The organism is Corynebacterium breve (assembly GCF_030252165.1).
GTDB lineage: Bacteria > Actinomycetota > Actinomycetes > Mycobacteriales > Mycobacteriaceae > Corynebacterium > Corynebacterium breve.
Window position 1 is genome coordinate 2,162,936 of the sequence record NZ_CP126969.1, and the last position, 17,508, is coordinate 2,180,443.

Annotated in this window: 14 protein-coding genes; 1 reads left to right on the forward strand and 13 read right to left on the reverse strand. The window is 58.5% G+C overall.

The genetic code is table 11. From position 1 onward, the window contains the following. Nucleotides 1–5: 5 nt before the first annotated feature. The 13 genes from QP027_RS10450 to glf form a co-directional block, all read right to left on the reverse strand. A complete protein-coding gene (locus QP027_RS10450; protein WP_284824643.1) occupies nt 6–1,844 on the reverse strand; it encodes a FadD32-like long-chain-fatty-acid--AMP ligase in 1,839 nt (612 codons plus the stop codon). A gap of 83 nt (nt 1,845–1,927) precedes the next feature. Continuing rightward, nucleotides 1,928–2,851, reverse strand: coding sequence for a cutinase family protein (locus tag QP027_RS10455; RefSeq protein ID WP_284824644.1), 924 nt, complete (start codon nt 2,849–2,851; stop codon nt 1,928–1,930). 15 nt (nt 2,852–2,866) lie between these two features. Beyond that, nucleotides 2,867–3,334, reverse strand: coding sequence for a DUF732 domain-containing protein (locus QP027_RS10460; RefSeq protein WP_284824645.1), 468 nt, complete (start codon nt 3,332–3,334; stop codon nt 2,867–2,869). 5 nt (nt 3,335–3,339) lie between these two features. After that, nucleotides 3,340–5,283: an alpha/beta hydrolase-fold protein gene (locus tag QP027_RS10465; RefSeq protein WP_284824646.1), complete on the reverse strand. Its 1,944-nt coding sequence runs from the start codon at nt 5,281–5,283 to the stop codon at nt 3,340–3,342. A 336-nt stretch (nt 5,284–5,619) separates the two neighbouring features. Then, on the reverse strand, nt 5,620–6,636 hold the full coding sequence (locus QP027_RS10470; RefSeq protein ID WP_284824647.1) for an alpha/beta hydrolase: 1,017 nt from the start codon (nt 6,634–6,636) through the stop codon (nt 5,620–5,622). A gap of 130 nt (nt 6,637–6,766) precedes the next feature. Next, entirely contained in the window at nt 6,767–8,566 is a 1,800-nt protein-coding gene (locus QP027_RS10475) for an arabinofuranosyltransferase AftB family protein (RefSeq protein WP_284824648.1), read from the reverse strand. 87 nt (nt 8,567–8,653) lie between these two features. Further along, nucleotides 8,654–9,637 (reverse strand): decaprenyl-phosphate phosphoribosyltransferase, encoded by a 984-nt coding sequence (locus QP027_RS10480; protein WP_284824651.1) that lies wholly within the window; start codon nt 9,635–9,637, stop codon nt 8,654–8,656. Continuing rightward, nucleotides 9,634–10,140, reverse strand: coding sequence for a phosphatase PAP2 family protein (locus QP027_RS10485; RefSeq protein WP_284824652.1), 507 nt, complete (start codon nt 10,138–10,140; stop codon nt 9,634–9,636). Before QP027_RS10485 ends, QP027_RS10480 begins: the two co-directional genes overlap by 4 nt. Then, entirely contained in the window at nt 10,127–12,067 is a 1,941-nt protein-coding gene (locus QP027_RS10490; RefSeq protein WP_284827022.1) for a glycosyltransferase, read from the reverse strand. Before QP027_RS10490 ends, QP027_RS10485 begins: the two co-directional genes overlap by 14 nt. Nucleotides 12,068–12,169: 102 nt before the next feature. Next, the gene (locus QP027_RS10495; protein WP_284824654.1) at nt 12,170–12,769 is read right to left on the reverse strand and encodes a three-helix bundle dimerization domain-containing protein; all 600 of its coding nucleotides are present in this window, start codon (nt 12,767–12,769) and stop codon (nt 12,170–12,172) included. 48 nt (nt 12,770–12,817) lie between these two features. Continuing rightward, on the reverse strand, nt 12,818–12,976 hold the full coding sequence (locus QP027_RS10500) for a hypothetical protein (RefSeq protein WP_284824657.1): 159 nt from the start codon (nt 12,974–12,976) through the stop codon (nt 12,818–12,820). Nucleotides 12,977–13,211: 235 nt separating this feature from the next. Beyond that, entirely contained in the window at nt 13,212–13,805 is a 594-nt protein-coding gene (locus QP027_RS10505) for a three-helix bundle dimerization domain-containing protein (RefSeq protein ID WP_284824659.1), read from the reverse strand. Between the two features lie 205 nt (nt 13,806–14,010). Further along, the gene (gene glf, locus QP027_RS10510) at nt 14,011–15,189 is read right to left on the reverse strand and encodes a UDP-galactopyranose mutase (protein WP_284824660.1); all 1,179 of its coding nucleotides are present in this window, start codon (nt 15,187–15,189) and stop codon (nt 14,011–14,013) included. A 237-nt stretch (nt 15,190–15,426) separates the two neighbouring features. On the opposite strand from glf, the gene QP027_RS10515 reads away from it, so the two are divergent. After that, nucleotides 15,427–17,493, forward strand: coding sequence for an N-acetylmuramoyl-L-alanine amidase (locus tag QP027_RS10515; protein WP_284824661.1), 2,067 nt, complete (start codon nt 15,427–15,429; stop codon nt 17,491–17,493). Nucleotides 17,494–17,508: the final 15 nt, after the last annotated feature.

A 17,508-nucleotide genomic window follows, 5' to 3' on the forward strand; every position in this document is an offset into this window, starting at 1 on the left:
CTAATCTACTCTGCCAAGAAGTTCTTCTGGTTCACACGGCGGGCGATCTTGCCCGACGACGAACGCGCGATCTCATTTGGAGCGTAGAAACGCACAACTTCCGGCGCGATACCGTGGACGTTGGTTACTGCCTCGCGGATTGCCTGTTCTGCGGCTGCATCACCATCGGCGGAGGCGTCGTCGGCACGCTCGACGAAGATGACAAGCCTTTCAACGTCGGCACCTGGAACAGCGAACGCGGCGATGGAGTCTGGGCGGACATGCTCGGAAGCCTCGCTCACAGTCGCTTCAATGTCCTGCGGGTAGTGGTTACGGCCCGCGATAACTACCAGATCTTTCAGGCGCCCGGTGATATACACCTCGCCATCGATCATGGTGCCAAGGTCGCCCGTAGCCATCCACCCGTCGGCGGGTGCTCCTGCGACGCGGGTATCGTCGCCAAGCAGCTCGCCGATGCTGTTGCGGAACGTCTCCTGTGTTTCTTTCTCGCGCCCGAGGTAGCCGACCGCATTGTTTTCACCGTGGGCCCAGAGCTCACCGATGACGCCGTCAGGCAGCTCGGCCTTGGTTTCTGGATCGACGATGGTGAAAAACAGGTTGTCCACCGGCTGACCATTGGAGGCGAAGACGACGCCGCCTTCCGCGGGAACGGCCTTTCCTTCCGCGAGCTGATCGCGGTCAAAGGAGGTGAAGATCGGGCGCTCCGGCTTCTGCGGGGTGGAAAGCAGCAGGGATGCCTCTGCCAGTCCGTAGCTTGGGCGCAGGCTCTCGCGCTTGAGTCCGTATGGGCCGAAAGTCTCGGCAAAAATCTCTACCGCCGACTGAGTGACCGGCTCGGACCCGATGATGATGCCATCGACATGGGAGAAGTCAGGCGTTTCGCCCTCTTCTGGCTTGCCGTAGCGAGCGGCCAATTCGAGCGCGAAGTTAGGAACTACGGTGTAGATGCTCTTGCCCTCGTCGGTGTCGCGCTTTGCTAGCTGGTCCACCCAGCGCTTTGGCTGTTGCACGAAATCGCGCGGTGTCATCAACTCGAATTCCAGGCCCAAGATTGTGACGAAGAGCGAGAGAATAATGCCCATGTCGTGGTGCATCGGCAGCCACATCGGAAGTCGCAGCGGCATCTTGATCTGGGCACCGGTCCACATCTGCAAAACGTTGGTCAAGATGGAGCGGTTGGTCAGCTCGACGCCTGCCGGGTTGCGGGTGGAGCCGGAGGTGTACTGCAAGAACGCGGTGCTGTCGATCGGCATGGTGGTCTGCATCATCGCAGCCATTTGGCCTTCGGCAGTAGCAGACGGGTTGGTAAACGATTCTGCCAACGAGTCCGGCAGCGAATCCACGGCCACGATGCGGGGGCGCTGTCGTGCTGGGAGCTCTGCGAAATACTCGCGGACGGTGCCCGCCGAGATGGTGTTGGTCAAAACGGTCTTGGCACCTGCATCACCGAGGACGGACTTTAGGTGATCGCCGTGTCCTGGCTCCTCTGGGTCATAGAGGGGAACCGGAACCTGGCCCGCGTACAACGCGCCGATGAATCCGAACAGGTACTCCGGGGAGTTGCCGGCCAGGATAGCTACGCGGTCTCCCATTTTGCCCACCTGCTGCAGGCGGGCAGCCACAGCCTTGATCCGAGTGTTGATCTCAGTACGGGTGAAATCGACAGCGGTTCCTTCGCGGCTTTCGGAGTAGTCCCAGAAACGCATGCAGTGGCGATCACCGCCACCGAGTTGCAGGTCGCCCATGTAGAGCATTTCCGCCATGCCGGCCAGGGTCAGCTGCGGCGCAAGTTGGATTGATCCGTCCTCGCCGAAGAACTGGGCGATGAGCTTAGACAGGTCCATAGGTTTCCTTTGGTGTAGTTGGTGCCGAAGATAGTTTGTTTAGTAAACACTAACAACTTTATCTTGCGCACGGCACAGAATTGTTACATGGTGTCGATGGCGTTTCTTGACCAATCAATGATCCACTGGGTCGTAGTCGTTCCCGGGATCACGTCAGGATTGGTGGCGTACATGGAGTGCAGGTCATTGCCACCCACCATCTCATGGGCTCTTTCCAACGCGTTTCCTACGTCGTAGGGGGCATCACAAATAGAATCTCCCGGCGCGCAGATTTGGAAGGCGCGGTCCTGCAGCTCTCCGAATCCGCCTTCACGCACACCGCGCATTGACGCGCCCGGTACTACAGTCTGCACCAGACGCTCTAGTGGTTCGAGCGCGATTTCGGCGCCAACGCCCGACACTGGGTTACCAGGATTTACGCCAACACCATTTTCACGGCGGCCATCTGCAACCATGATTGCTCCCATGACCTTGTCGGCAGGAATCACTCCGTGGCCTTGGCCGATCTCAGACGCAACGTCACCGACGATAACCGCACCCTGGGAGAACCCGGCAATGATGTACTTTGTGCCGGGGCACGTCTCATGCATGTAACCAAGCTCGCCCTTGAGTTTGGAGGCACCCTCGTTGCGCGAGTCGTCGTAGCTCATCTCCTCTTTCGAGTTGATGTTCTTAAACTGCGCGGTGTACGGCAACGTCCACACCTTGACGTGGTCAGGGGTGTACGCCTCCTGCAGCGGCTTAGTGATGGAGAGCATGTAGCTCCACTGGTTGGCCTGTGGGTTGATGGGGTCATCCTCAGCCGACGACTCCCAAGAACCCGGCGCGGAGATGAACTCCACGTCCGGGCACCAGTCAGGCTGTGCCAGTTCCTCGGCAATCTCGGGTACCTCGGGTTCCCCAGGTACTAGTGACCCCTCGGTGGAAGCATTGAAGTATTGAAACGCACCTAAACCGATGACGGCCAAAACGATGACAACTGCGGCGACGGTGAGGGATTTACGCATTGCGCGCGTCCTCCTTTAACAAATATGGTCGTGCGCGGCGTCGTCGATAAGCTGTACTACTTCGTCGTATTCAAGGTCGGTGCGACCCTGTTCGATGAGCTGTCCGGCAACCGCGTCACGAGTTACAGCATCGCCCCCACAGATGGTGCGAGCGGTGCCGATAAGCTGGTCTTCTACTCCGTCGACCTTAACCTTGTTGTCTGTGACTTGATCGAGAAATTCCTGTTCTTCAGGTGCATATCCTGCACTCGGCTCAGGGACTTCGTCGACTTCGCGTGCGCCTAAGTCTTCCGGCTGGTCGCCAGGTACGACAGGCTGAGCGCTAGAGGTGGTCTCCTTCTTTGAAGTGGTCGTCGGAGACGCAGTCACGGAAGCTGGCGACGAGGTCGCAGTCACATCTGCGCTTTCAACAGTGGCACCACCGCAAGCAGCGAGGGCGAGCCCCGCCGCCAGCGCAACGGTGCTGGCTAGCAGTTTTCGCACGGTACTTAGTTCCTCTCTTCGCTGACGACACCGTTCATCTGGTAGATACGGCCGCCCTCAAAATCGATAGTAGTTCCGCCGGTTGGGATCTCGGTCATGTCAGTGGTTGGGTAGCCCAGTGGGCCCTGCTCCCACTTGCTCTCGCCCCACTTGTTGAAGATGTCGCCGTAGTAGATCACGTGAGCGTCGGTCTTCTGGGACCAGTAGATATTGCCCTTCTCAAACTCCTGGTACGCGCCACCCTTGATCTGCTTCTCGTTGGAAGTTGGGTATCCGAGGTTGCTGCGTGCGGTGTTCATCTCGCCGTACTTCGCTGCGATGCCGCCGTGGACGACGTTGTAGGAGCCGTCAGGGTTGCGGGTGAGGAATCCGCCCTGGAATGGCTGGACGTAGCCCTCGCCAATCTTGACTGCTTCGCCGGTTGGGTACTTCAAATCGCCATTTTCGTAGCCGTTCTTGCCCCACTCGGTGAACATGTCACCTGGGATCGCGTAGGCACCGGTGTTTGCGGTCCAGTAGATGGAGCCATTTTCAAAGTGAACGTAGCGGCCTTTGCCGTCTGGAGTCTTGGTTTCTCCGGTCTTCGGGAAACCGAGCCAACCAGCAGGTCCGCCAAGCTCGTTGTACTTAGCCAGGATGGAGCCGAACAATGGCTGCGCGCCGGTCTCTGGCGACCAGAAGGCGGTGCCGTCGCGGAAGTCCTGCGCCTTACCCGCTCCTTCGGCTACGCCATACTCATTGTTCAGGCAGGTACCGATGATCCCGGCCTTGGTTGCTTCGGCGATCGCGCCAACTGGCTCGCAGTCCGCGCCGCGGTCAGCCTCGGACAGGGCCAGGGAGTTTGCGATGTATGGCCATGCTTGTGCCATCTCGAACTGCCAGTACTCCCACGAGTGAACGCCGGAAGGACGGTACTTCGCGATGACCTCAAGACCGGCCTTACGCGCGTAATCCTCAAAAGTAGCGGTGGACATGCGAGAGATAACCTCAAGTCCCACGCCCGCTGGGTTCGCAGCGCCCTTGGCCACGGAACCTGGGGTGCCAAAGTCGTCCTTGCCGTTGCCGGCGGAAACATACACAGTCTTACCTTTGAGCGTTTCCACCCCGAGCTTTGGATCGTGATCGATCCAAGCCTGAGACCCGGCAGGACCCCACATTGCGTCGGATTTGTAGCCGCCTGCATCGAGCTGGGCAGCCTTGATTGCTTCAGGCATACCAGTCGAGGTGGTGTCGAGGTAGCCGGAGAAAGAACCGACAAAATCAAACAGTGCAGGGTTGCGCTCGGCAAGATTGACTGCTGCGGTGCCACCCATGGAGATACCGAGGATTGCGCGCTTGCCGTTGGAGCGGAACTCATTGTCCAGAATTGGCACGAGTTCCTTGGTCAGGAAGGATTCCCACATGTAGTGCTTGCCGTTGTCCGGCTTTTGCCAGTCTGCGTAGAAGGACGACTCGCCACCGACAGGCAGGATCACGTTGACGTTCTTGTCAGCGTAGAACTGCTCGATGTTGGTCTCGATGGTCCAGCCGCTTTCGTCGTCACGCGCTCGCAGGCCGTCGAGTGCCCACACTTCTGGGAAGTCCGCAGTTGGGTTGGAGTGCCAGTCGCGCGCCAAGAGGATCTGGACTTGGATGAGTTCCTGCGGCATGGCCGCGGACTTGATGAATACTGCTACACGACGATTGGTCAACCACTCGATACGGTCAACCTCTACGCCTTCTGGCAGGCCTTCGATTTGTGGCTTGTATTCGGTATCGATCGGGGTGCGCTGCTGCGGAGTTCCCGGCTTGAAGCCGTCGGAGAGGCTTGAGCCCGGGATGGAGCTCAGATCCTGTGCACCGGCTGGAGCAGCGGAGATTCCCATGATGAGTGCGGTTGGGATTGCGACGGCGGTGAGCCATGCGCGGCGGGAAGCCGTGCGCGGGGAACGAGAAACAAAAGAGCGCATGAGATCCTGTCCTAAAAGTAGTTGCGACTGCGAACAACGATGCATCAATAACCCGCCGGTTGTCAGCGACTCTCCCGCGGGTTCCCCTCCCTCGGGCTGCGCTTAACGACGACTGGCGTGGCGGTAATACATGTGAAATTTTCTGATTACTATGTCGGTTCAATGATTGCATTTGTTATACATCTGCAATCACGATCACCTCAAGTTTAAGTTGAACTTGAGACTTTGTGAAGTGACACTCCGTTTCGGGTGTGTTTATTATCCGAAAACGATGACAGCCCCCGGCAGATGCCGAGGGCTGTCATTTTCTGGTGAGCCATGAGGCTCAAGCAAGACTTACCAAGCGTTCATGGTGTTCAGGACACGTGGCTGGGTCTGCTGAAGCTGCCAGCCGAACTGGTTCCAGTTGTGGATACCGGTGCCCGGGTAGTTCTCGGTCACAGCGATGCCGGAACCCTTTGCCTTCGCAGCCCACATCTGGGTGGACATCTTCGAGATTGCCTCGAGGATAATGCCGTTCATCTTGTGGTTCAGCTGGATGTTGGCATCCTCGCGGGCAGGGATACCGGATGCCGCAGAGATGTACACGTCAGTGTTCTTCAGGCCATCCATGTTGTAGTACGGATCGTTCTCAAAGCGAGTTGGCGAAACCAGGGAACCGTACATCGCGTTGATGTTGAAGCCGCCCGCATCCAGGAGTGCGAGACGCAGCAGGGTCTGTGCGCCAGGCATGGTGGTGGTCAGGTAGCCGGAGTAGCTCAGTGCCTGACGGAACTGATCTGGGTGCTTGGACGCGAGGTTCAAAGCAGCGGTACCACCCATGGACAGGCCAGCAATCGAGTTGTTGTCGCGTGCGACGCCGAAGTGCTGCTCAAGGTAAGCAGGCAGCTCGGAGGTCAGGAAGGTTTCCCACTTGTAGTTGATTGGATTGTCAACATCGAAGGTGGCTGGTCCACGCCAGTCAGCGTAGAAGGAACCTGCGCCACCGACTGGCATAACCAGGGTGATGTTGGAGTCCTTGTAGGTCTGTGCCGCGTTTACGTCATGAACCCAAGCGTTGGTGTAGTTGGTAGCGCGCAGGCCATCCAGCAGGTAGAAGCCTGCGTTACCACCACGGATAGCTGGCTGGATCTGAACGGTGATGTTGTAGCCGGAAGCCTCGGACCAGACATCACAGCGCTGGACCCAGAAGCCGACTGAATCCCAATCGCAGGTACCGGTTGCGTCAGGGCGCAGCCAATCGCGAGGTGCAGCCTGTGCGGTTCCTGTGCCGACAACCATCAGTGCTGCGGCGGTAGCGATCGCGGTGATCAGGGCGACGATACGGCGACGCACCATTGTTAATGCGAACATTATTCTCCTCGAACGTTTCTCGATCGTTTGCTGCGCAGATTTCTGCACATTTCGGTGTCACGAAGGTAATCGCGGGGAGTTACCAGTTCGTTACAAGCAAAGCGTTACGGATACGTTATCAAGATGTCGGCTATGGCGCCAGCCAGGCGATTTGTTGACCCGTCAATCCGGGATCCATCCCATTTTCAATAGCTTCGAGCGTCGCTGTGTCCAGGTATTTTGCAGGATCCTCGTCGAGCTCCAAGGTTCTGCCAGCAGTCAATGAGAATTTAATGTTCTTCAAGAAACGGCGCGGATTCATCGGCTCACGATATGAAGCCATAAGTTCTGCTATCTCCGGGGTACGCAGAGCCGCACGAGCCTGCTTCGCTTCTTTTTTGTCGTACCACTCCGGCAGCTGGTCTAGATCGGTAGCAGAATCCGCCGCCTGCCACGCTAGGTCCAAGTGCTTGTCGTGGCCGATTCGACCTTCCGGATCGCGCGGCATCCTGGCCGCAAGGGGCGTCGCTAAGCCCACCGTATCCAGCACCCTGATGTCTAGATCTGCATTCATACTGGTCATACCCAGATTGATCAAGTACAAAGTTGGGTCAAGGCCCTGCAGATCGGTCTCCGCCTGGGTGCGTGGCACGGTGATCCAGGAATACATCTCCGGCTCAGCGCTCAAGATGATCTGGGCGAGCTGGCCTGCGTTCTCTTCCTGAGCTAGGGCAAGGCGCCCGTGCCAGTCGGGTCCAAGATTCTTGGAGGTCAAGAAGTCAGACGCATACCGGGGCGGCTGGCCCTGCTCGCGGTAGGTTGCGTTAGACCAAAACTCGCGCTCGTCGACAATGTTGAGCGGCTCGGTTTCGTAGACCTCCCAATCAATGGGATGCGCGCGAACGATGACTACCGTCGACCACACCGCCACGGCGGCCACCACCGCTACAGTGACTCGATTGAGCGGGATCGCCATCAACGGCAGCAACATGGCAAACAACGGCAACAGCCACATGCGTCCGTGCATGAAGTCGCCGCCCACGCGCAATACATAGAGCACATGGATCCAAGCGACGGCGTACACCAAGATCATGATGGTGCGATCGCGGCCCTGTCGGCTGACTCCAAGCCACACGGCCACCCCAATAGCGACGAGCAGCGGAAGATACAGCGCGTATGGTTGCAGCAGGTCCCATGCGTAGCCGAATCCCGCAGCCCATTCGGAATCGCTGGCAGATTTGGCTACCGCGGTGTGCGGCGTCAAGAGCCCGTAGTAGCCCATTCGGAAAATCTGATAGGCAGCAGGTACTGGCAAGGCGAAAGCAAGGATTCCGGCAATTTCCTTTGGCTGCTTCCAGGCGTAAGCGATCAAGACTATGCCCGTCAGCCCGCCGTAGAGCGCGAGTTCCGGACGCACGAGCCACGACAGGCCCGACCAGAATGCGAGCCAATACCCCACCGGAAAAGAGGCGCGCTTCCCGCCGGGCTGTGCCCAACCGACCAACAGAGCCCACCAGATGGCAATCCACGCCAATGACAGACCCCACTCGAGTCCGGATGTAGCGAAGTCACGAGCCGGTGGCAGCGCAAAGTAAATCAGCACGCCAAAGGGCAGCACTGCCCCACCCCAGAAGCGTGCCGAAGCTACCACCGCAACCACTGCCGCCAGCGTGGTGAGAATCAAAGCGAGCCACATGGCGATGTCTTCTAAAGGCGCGCGGGTAATCCATGCGACCGCCGTGATCAAGTACTGCCACAGGGTGGACGTGTTGGCCTCCACGCGCTCGCCAGCATTAAACACTGGTCCGTTTCCAGCCATGATATTGCGTACGGTGCGCAACACGATGAGGCCATCATCGCTGATCCAGCGCCGTTGCCATCCACCGTAAAACGCAAAGACACCCGCTATAGTCGCGGAGATGATCAGCGAAATGCGGGTGTCTTTTGTCATGCGGTTGATGTTACCGCAGGTGAGTTGCTGTAGAAATTTCACCACATGGCAGTAGCCAAGTGCCTAGGTTTAACCAAGTGTCTAGGTTTAACCAAGTGCCGGAATAACGTACACGGCGACGACGATGCACAGCAGCCACGCGACCGCGAGGATTTGCAGCACGCGATCTTGCAAGGCGATCTCGTCAGGTGCACCACCCTGGCCACGGTCAACGTCAGCGGCGTAGCGCATGATCGCGATCACGAACGGCACCAGCGAGATCTGGTACCAAATCGATGCGCCACCGTCGACGGAGTTTGATAGCTCAAAGGCCCACAGTGAGTAGCTCATCACCACGGCAGTTGCCGACATGGTCCACACGAAGCGCAGGTATGTCGGGGTGTAGCCCTCCAATGCCTTGCGGATCTTCGCGCCGGTCCGCTCCGAAAGCAGCAGCTCTGCGTAGCGCTTGCCCGATGCCATAAACAGCGAGCCGAACGCCGCAACCAGCAGGAACCACTGAGAAAGCGTGATTCCCGCAGCTACGCCACCGGCCATCGCACGCAGCATGAAACCGGAGGACACCAGAGCGATATCGATCACCGGAATGTGTTTCCAACCGAAGCAGTATCCCAATTGCAGCGCAATGTAGGAGGCCGCTACGGTTGCCAGCGCTACACCAGAAGTTGCAAACAGGGAGACGCCGATCGCAGCGATGATGAGCACGATCGCCATCGCGTAGGCCAGGCCGATAGGAAGCATGCCGGAGGCGATTGGACGGAACCGCTTGGTCGGGTGCTCGCGGTCGGATTCCACATCGCGGGCGTCATTGACCAGGTAGATCGAGGATGCCGCTAGGCAGAAGACGACGAAGGCCAAAGCGACGTCGATCAGAGTTCGAGTGGTGAAAGCATCAAGGCCCGCGGCGAGTGGCGCCGCAATGACTAAGACGTTTTTGACCCACTGCTTCGGGCGCAGGCCCTTGATCATTGCATCGGCAAGGTTTTTCGGTGGTTGCCGTTTACGGTTGTAGTCAACGCCCTCAGTGTGCGGTTCGGATTTTAGGAAGGGCTCTTCTTGGTGTTCGCTCACGCCGTTGTCCTCTCAATTTGTATCGCGGCACGCGCGCACGCAGCTCCAAGCGCTGCGCCAGCAACGGTATCGGTGGGATAGTGCACCCCGAGAACCATCCGCGACAACATCATCACAGGGATACCAATATACGGCACTTTAGACCCTGTGATGTCTGCTAGCGAGACCATCGCGGCTGTGGTGCTTGTCGCATGCGACGACGGGAATGAAAGCTTCGACGGGGTGCCCACGCCGATTCGGATCCGCGGATCCGTCGGCCGCTTCCGCCGCACCACTCGCTTCAGCACAACTGAAGCCGCATGCGCGGTAAACGCACCAGCTCCCAGCGCTAGCCACTTGCGGCTTTGTTGCTTATCGACGACTGCCCCCGCCGCAGAAAGACCCATCCACCCCAGAGCGTGCTCGCCAAAGTGAGACAGGCCTCGCGCGGTAAGCAAGACGCCTGGGACGTCGAAAAGCTTGTCTTGGATGGCTACCAAGACATCAGCTTCACGCTTGCTCATCAAAAATCTTCTTCCAGTTGTCACGGCTGACTAGCTCATCTTGCGCGGAGCGGTACGTAGCTTTCAGCTCGTCCCAGTTCTCCTTGATCTGCTTGTGCAGATCCCTCGTCTGGTTCAACAGGTCCTTTGCAAGGTCACGGTCGCGCTTTCTAAAGGCAACACCGGTACCGCCTGCGGTGGACACGGTCGCGGAATCTACACGCGAGAGGGCGAACCAGCGAGCCTCGTCTGGTGTGAGGTTAAGCTGTGGAGCCTCCCAATGCGCGCGGTCTTCCTTCTGCAGCAGGTGCTTCAGGCTCTTCGCTGCCCATGGGAGCTTCTTGATCTTGGCCAGGCGTCCGCCAATGTTGCGGGTAGGAACCCCCGGTGCACCTGTCGCGGCTGGGAGCTCGGAGGCGGAGTCAATGATGACAGCGTCCGAGTAGTTCTGGCGCACCTTCTGGATGCGCGGCAGGGAGGACTCGAGGACGTCGAAAAGCTGGTCTGGACCTGCAAGGAAATCCTTGATGGCTTCGATCTGAATCGCCATGGTGGAGTACTCCATGCACATAATGTGCTTGTAGGTCGACTTCATCATCGACTTTAAGATGCCGTCGACGTCACCGTCGTGGTACATCGCTGCAACGATGAGGCGGTTGCGCAGGTGGAAGTATGCCTGCCAGTCGATCGCGTCGTCCTTGTCTGCCCACGCCATGTGCCAGATCGCGGCGCCAGGCCAGGTCACAGTGGGGAATCCAGCGCGCTGCGCACGCAGGGCGTACTCAGTGTCGTCCCACTTGATAAACAGTGGCAGTGGCTGGCCCATCTTCTCCGCGACAACGCGTGGGAACAGGTTCATCCACCAGCCGTTGTAGTCCACGTCGATGCGGCGGTGCAGGTTGCGCGAATTGATCGCATCTGGGTTCTTCGCGTCTCTCGGATCGCCAAGGTAGCCCAACGGGTACTTGGCAAAGTCATGGTCGTACACAGCGTGCGGTGCGGCGGTCCACATGAAATCGTGCTTGCCCACTGCCTCACCGGAGGTGCGCAGCTGGGAGCGGTCCTGCAGGTTCAGCATCTGGCCGCCGACGAGGATCGGGCTCTTGGCGTAGCGGGCTGCTTGGACTGCTCGCAAAATAGAGTCCGGTTCGATGGCGATGTCATCGTCCATGTACAGGATGAATGGGGCGTCGGTACTGGTGACTGCCTCATACATGATGCGGGAGTAGCCGCCGGATCCACCGAGGTTGCCTTGCGGGAAGATTGCCAGGCGCTCGCCTAGGTTGGATGCGGCTTCAGCAAAGTCCGGCTCATCAGCTGGATGCTGATTGCCCTGATCCGGCATCAAGACATCGGTGATTGCTTCTAGGACCTGTGGGTCTTCAGCCAAAGCATGCAGGGCGTTGACTGCGTCGCGTGGGCGGTTGAAGGTAGGGATGCCAACGGCGACCTTCTTTTCAAAGGGGCCTACCTCCGTGCCATCAGGCATGGCCTGCGGCCCAGGCTCGACTGGTGAGCACCAACCCGCGTTGGCAATCGTCGTCAAGCTTTCTGCGGTGACGTCAAACCAGAGCCAGCCACCGTCTTCGAAGTTTTTCAGCGACAGCGGGATTTCTACCAGTTCGTTGGATGCGTCCACGTTGACCACGGATACGCGGGTGCCGTCGACCTTGGAGCGGTAAACGGAGATGGTTGCTTCCCCCTGAACGTCCAAAGACAAAATGACCTGCTCCAACTGCGACCAGCGGCGCCAGTAGGCGGCTGGAAAAGCGTTGAAGTAGGTCTGGAAAGAAACCTCGGCCCCGGCCGGCACCGTAACTTGGGTGCGGTCTGGCCAGGTGAGGCGTTCTTTGTTCTGTTCTGCCTCGATCAGGTAGAGCATGCGCACATCATGTGGCTCACCTTTACGGGGCAGCAGCACACGTTGGAGCACATCCACGGCTTTCACGGCGTTCACGGTTCTCACTTTCGGTGTCGGGACACTCTTGAGCTTCCAGAGTAGTGCGTCCCGACCCCGAGGCGCTGAGTTGGCGCGCATTTCAGCGAGAGTTTACGCAGCAAGTGGGGCGTGAGCAGTTGGGATGTTGTTTTCTTCGAGCATGGACTGGATGCGCGCGGTGAGGTCGTCGAGAAGCTCACGGACCTGTTCCACGCTCATGCCGTCGGCGCTTGGGACGTTCCAGAATTCAGCTCGGCGTGCAGCACGGTCTTCAGCCTCGTCTGCGCCGAGGTACACCACGACATCAGGGGTGCGCAGTGTACGGCGCTCTGCACGCTCGCCCGCAGGGGCGCTGAGAGAGCGTTCGTCCATCACCCACTCGATCTTTTCGTCAAGGCAGTTTTCTGGGTGGGCAGGTGCCACGGTTGCGTTGACTCGTCGGCCGGAGAGCTGGCGGGCGATTGCCGCCGCGGCTCGGGCCAAGGTGCGATTAGAGCGCGAGGCGAACTCAATGTGCAGGGCCGGTGCCGCATAAAGGGTTAGCTCATTGCGTGCATCACGCGCCGCAAGCACGGGGACAAATTCTTTCACCCGGGCATTTTCATTGTGTTCGTCAAGGGCTGCATCAAGCACTCCGTCAATCACATCGGTATCGATTGCGTGAGCGAAGCGAGTATAGAGGTCTTTTCGGATTGTATTAATTACGGTCATGGCATCCTCCTTTCATTGAGTGTTTCTGGTTGCCATGTGTTGATTGAGTTAGTTGCGGTGCAGGCTGGCTGCCATCTGCGACCAAGCCTTCAGGCGCTCGGCCTCGCGGCGCTGAGCTTCCTGGATCTGGTGGGAATTCATCCCCGCGTCGGCGTGTTTGCGCGCAGTGTTTCCAGTGAAGAGGTTCACAATCGATGTGATGCTCATTGGGTGAGCTCCTTTCTGTTTACTTAACGTTCATTTGTTAACCTAGCGTTAACCTTAGCGCTTTTAGTTGGTGGATGTCAACCATTGACCTGCGGAAAGCCGGAAATGCGGCCATACGCAGGGCGATTAAACATATCTTTCACGTGGAATGAAGTTCACTTTCCGTTCATCTTGGGCCACAAGAACGCACACGGGCCCCGCCGCCATGGCAGGGCCCGTGTGGGTTTGATGTGGATTACAACTCCACGCCGAGGTCGCGGATCAGTTCTCGAACTTTACTTTCGACGAAATCCGCAGCGGAGCGCACCTGTTCCAGGTCGCGCGGGTGCTTCAAGTCCCACTTCTCATAGCGCTTGCCAGGCATGTCTGGCGTTTCATCGACGCCCAGCAGGACGATGACATCGGCACGGTGGGCAGTGCGCGCCACATCTTCCTTGAGGTACAAGGCGTTTGTAGAGATGCCACGCTCTTCAAGGACCTGCAGGACCAGCGGGTCGACATCAATTTGCGATTCAACTGCGACGCTGCGCGCGTAAATCTTGTCACCCGCCAGGTGGCGCAGATACGCCATTGCCAACTGTGCGCGCGCCGCGTTGTTCTTCGAGGCAAATAGAACCTCAGGACGCTTGACGCCCATTTCAAATAGCACGGCGCGAGCCTCACGCTCGACGAGCACCGGCAGAAACTCGTCCACTGTCGAGGTTTCGGTGTGCGCCTGGATGGTTTCATCGACAACGCGATCGATTTCGCGCGCCTCGACCGAACCACCGAAGCGGCGGTGGAGATCCTCGCGAACAATGCTGAAGCGATCTGCAAAAATGGCGGTCACGGTAATACCTTTCGTCTGGAAGCAACCTCTAGTTACCCCTTTGTTAACCTACCGTTAACCTTACAGCCGTGGTGCAATGTGTGGCAAGTAGGACACTCCCCCAAACTTGCCCCCCCCTTCCGATAACCACCGCACACGAAAAGGTGAATCCAGCAAGACGAACATCGCCTTGCTGGATTCACCTTTGAGGGGCCAATTCTTGCGACTAGTGGCCGCGTTCCTGGTTGATTGGCTCGCCGTTTTCAAAGTATGGGCGCAGGTGGTTGTCAAACAACGACAGCGCAGCACCGATCGCCATATGCATATCTAGGTACTGGTAGGTGCCCAGACGTCCACCAAACAACACCTTGTTCACGGCGGATTCCGCGGCGGCGAGTCGTCGATAAGCAACGAGCTTTTCGCGGTCTTCTGGGGTGTTGATTGGGTAGTAGACCTCGTCGTCGCCCTCGGCGAAACGGGAGTACTCCTTGACGATAACCGTCTTGTCGGTTGGGTAGTCGCGCTCTGGGTGGAAGTGACGGAATTCGTGGATGCGGGTGTAAGGGACGTCCGCGTCGTTGTAGTTCATCACCGGGGTGCCCTGGAAGTCACCGGTATCGGTGAGCACCTCCATGTCGAAGTCAAGGGTGCGCCAGCCCAGGTGGCCCTCGGCATAGTCGAAGTAGCGGTCAAGTGGCCCGGTGTAGACGACGGGGATGCCCTCGTACTGGTCACGCACCTCGAACCAGTCGGTGTTGAGCTGCACGTCGATCAAGTCGGACTTGACCATGTTCTCTAGCCACTTGGTGTAGCCCTCGACCGGAAGACCCTCGTACTTATCGTTGAAGTAGCGGTTATTAAAGGTGTAGCGGACAGGCAGTCGGGAGATGATCGACGCTGGCAACTCGGTCGGATCGGTCTGCCACTGCTTTGCGGTGTAATGCTTGACAAAGGCCTCGTAGAGTGGCTTGCCAATCAGCGCAATGCCACGTTCTTCCAGGTTCTTTGCATCCGCCGGGTCCATGCCTTCGCGCTGTTCTTCAATGAGCTTGCGCGCCTCGTCCGGCGAGTAGTACTTTCCGAAGAACTGGTTAATTAGGCCGAGTCCCATTGGAAACTGGTAGGCATTGCCGTCGTGCATGGCGAAAACGCGGTGCTGGTAGTCGGTGAAATCCGTGAAGCGGTTGACGTACTCCCACACGCGATCGTTGGAGGTGTGAAACAGGTGAGCACCGTACTTATGCACCTCAATTCCGGTCTCCGGCTCCGCCTCCGAGTAGGCATTTCCGCCGATGTGCTCTCGCTTTTCGACGACGAGAACTTTCTTTCCTAGCTCGCTCGCCGCCTGCTCCGCAACGGTGAGTCCAAAGAAGCCAGATCCAACAACAATGAGGTCATAAGTCATGGCACCAAGGCTATCCGACTTAACGTTTTCTTACTGGTTTTGGTGGCGCGTGGTGCAAGGTCGAATGAATCTCACAGTTTATTGGCTCAATTCACGGATGCGGATTCGGAAAAACTGGCCAAAGTAAACTCGCGGCTAACTTTTTGCCCCACATCTAACAATAATCACAGAAATGCTCTAAACTACACTTTGGTCTATTGCAATACCACTAGCAACATAATTCTCAGGAGCATTTCCGTGATTCAACGACGCCGACTGTCAAGGTCCACGACCACGGCCAATCCCATCTTGGCTGTCCTCGTGGCTGCAGCTCTCGTAGTGACCGCCGTCTTCGGTGGAAATTACGTCATGAAAACCCAAACCGAAGGTCAAGGCGGCATCGCCGTCCAAGAGACCACCATGTCCCTATCGGCTGGCGAATCCGTGGTCATCGACGACCCCGCAGTTGCCACCCAGGGCGATGGCAGTGAAACGGACCGCACCGTCAAACAATTCACCCAGGACACTGAGTTCTCAATGTTCGCCCTGACATGGGAAGGCAACAAGGACGTCAACGCATTCGTCCGCGCCGCCCGCGCAGATGGCTCTTGGAGTGAATGGTTCGAACTGGACCAGGTATACGAAGTAGATGGCGCGACCAAGAACGGCACCGAGCTGATCTACATCGAACCAACCACGAAGGTTCAGGTGTCTATGGGCAACGTCGATCTGGTCACCCCTGGTCTTGACGCCGCCCCAGAAGTAGCGGACGTCCCAGCAGCGGATGCACCGGCAGCGGAGGCACCCGCTGCGGACGTCTCGGCAGAAGAAGCACCTGCCGAAGAAGCACCGGTTGCAAAGCCAGCAGCAGGCTCTCTCCCACTGCCGACAAACCACGGCGATATCGCTCCTGTCGCCGACGTCGTTGATGCAGCACAAGAAGCTACACCAGCCGCTTCCACCGCAGAGGACTTCAGTGTTGTCCTCATGGACGGCGGCACCGGCACCGCTGACGCCATCGCTCCGATGAACTACGAGGGCATGCCCAACGTCATCACTCGTGCTGGCTGGGGCGCAAACGAAGGCATCCGCAGCGGAGGCCCGTACTACAACGAGCCTGTCGAGGCGATCACCGTCCACCACACCGCTGGTTCCAACAACTACTCCGAGTCCCAGGCTCCGGGTATCGTCCGTGGTATTTACGACTATCACGCACGCACACTTGGCTGGGGCGACGTAGGCTACAACGCCATGGTGGACAAGTACGGCAATGTTTACGAAGGTCGCTACGGCGGACTCGACCGTGCCGTTCAGGGCGCTCACGTTGGCGGATTCAACCAGAACACCTGGGGCATCTCCGTTCTGGGTAACTACCAGACCGCTACTCCAACCCAGGCATCGATCGAGGCGCTGGGCAATATGGCTGGCTGGCGCTCGGCGGTGGCTGGTTTCGATCCCACCGGCAGCACCTCCCTGACTGCAGACTTCGACTTCAAGGGCAGCCGCTACAGCGCGGGCCAGGGCGATACCTTCCCGCGCATCAACGCGCACCGCGACTTCCACTACAACCAGTGCCCGGGCGACAACCTGTACGGCCAGATGGATCAGATCCGCGCGATTGCGAAGAAGAAGTACACCGCAGTGTCCAACGGCACCGACGTCGAGGCTCCGGAGCAGACCGATACCGGTTCCAACCCGATCGTCGATCTCCCATCGGTCACCCCTGGAAAAAATACCGAGACCACGACCACGGATGATGGCACCACCACTACCGTGACCAAGGACGAGAACGCTGCCGACACCAGCTCCATCAGCGGCTTGCTCGCTGGCGAGCCTGAGGCCGTAGCCGCCGCAGCGGGATCCGTCGCTGCGCTCGCGATTACCCTTGCCGCATCGAACAACCTCATCCCTGGCGGCGCAAAGACCGTCGCTGATGTTGAGATTCTCCCTGGCCTCACCGTGGGCAAACTCACCCCATACGTCGGCACCATCCTCCAAGTCACGGGCAACGACGAGGCTGCCGGCTGGTGGAACACCCTCGAACCACTCCTGGGCACGTCCAATGGCACCGCGGCTGGCGTCGGTGGCGCAGAGTACGCTTTCTTCGACAACGGCATCGGAGTGCGCAACGCGAATGGCGAAACCTTTGCACTCGTTGGAAAGATCGCCGATGCCTGGTTGCAGCAGGGCCTCGACCTCGGCCCACTGGGCATGCCCGTTGCCGACGAGTACGCGGCGAACAACGGCGACATGCGCGTCGACTTCCAGGGAGGCAGCATTTCTTACAACGCCAACACCCACTCCGTCGATATCCAGATCGACTAGAGCGTATTGACTAAG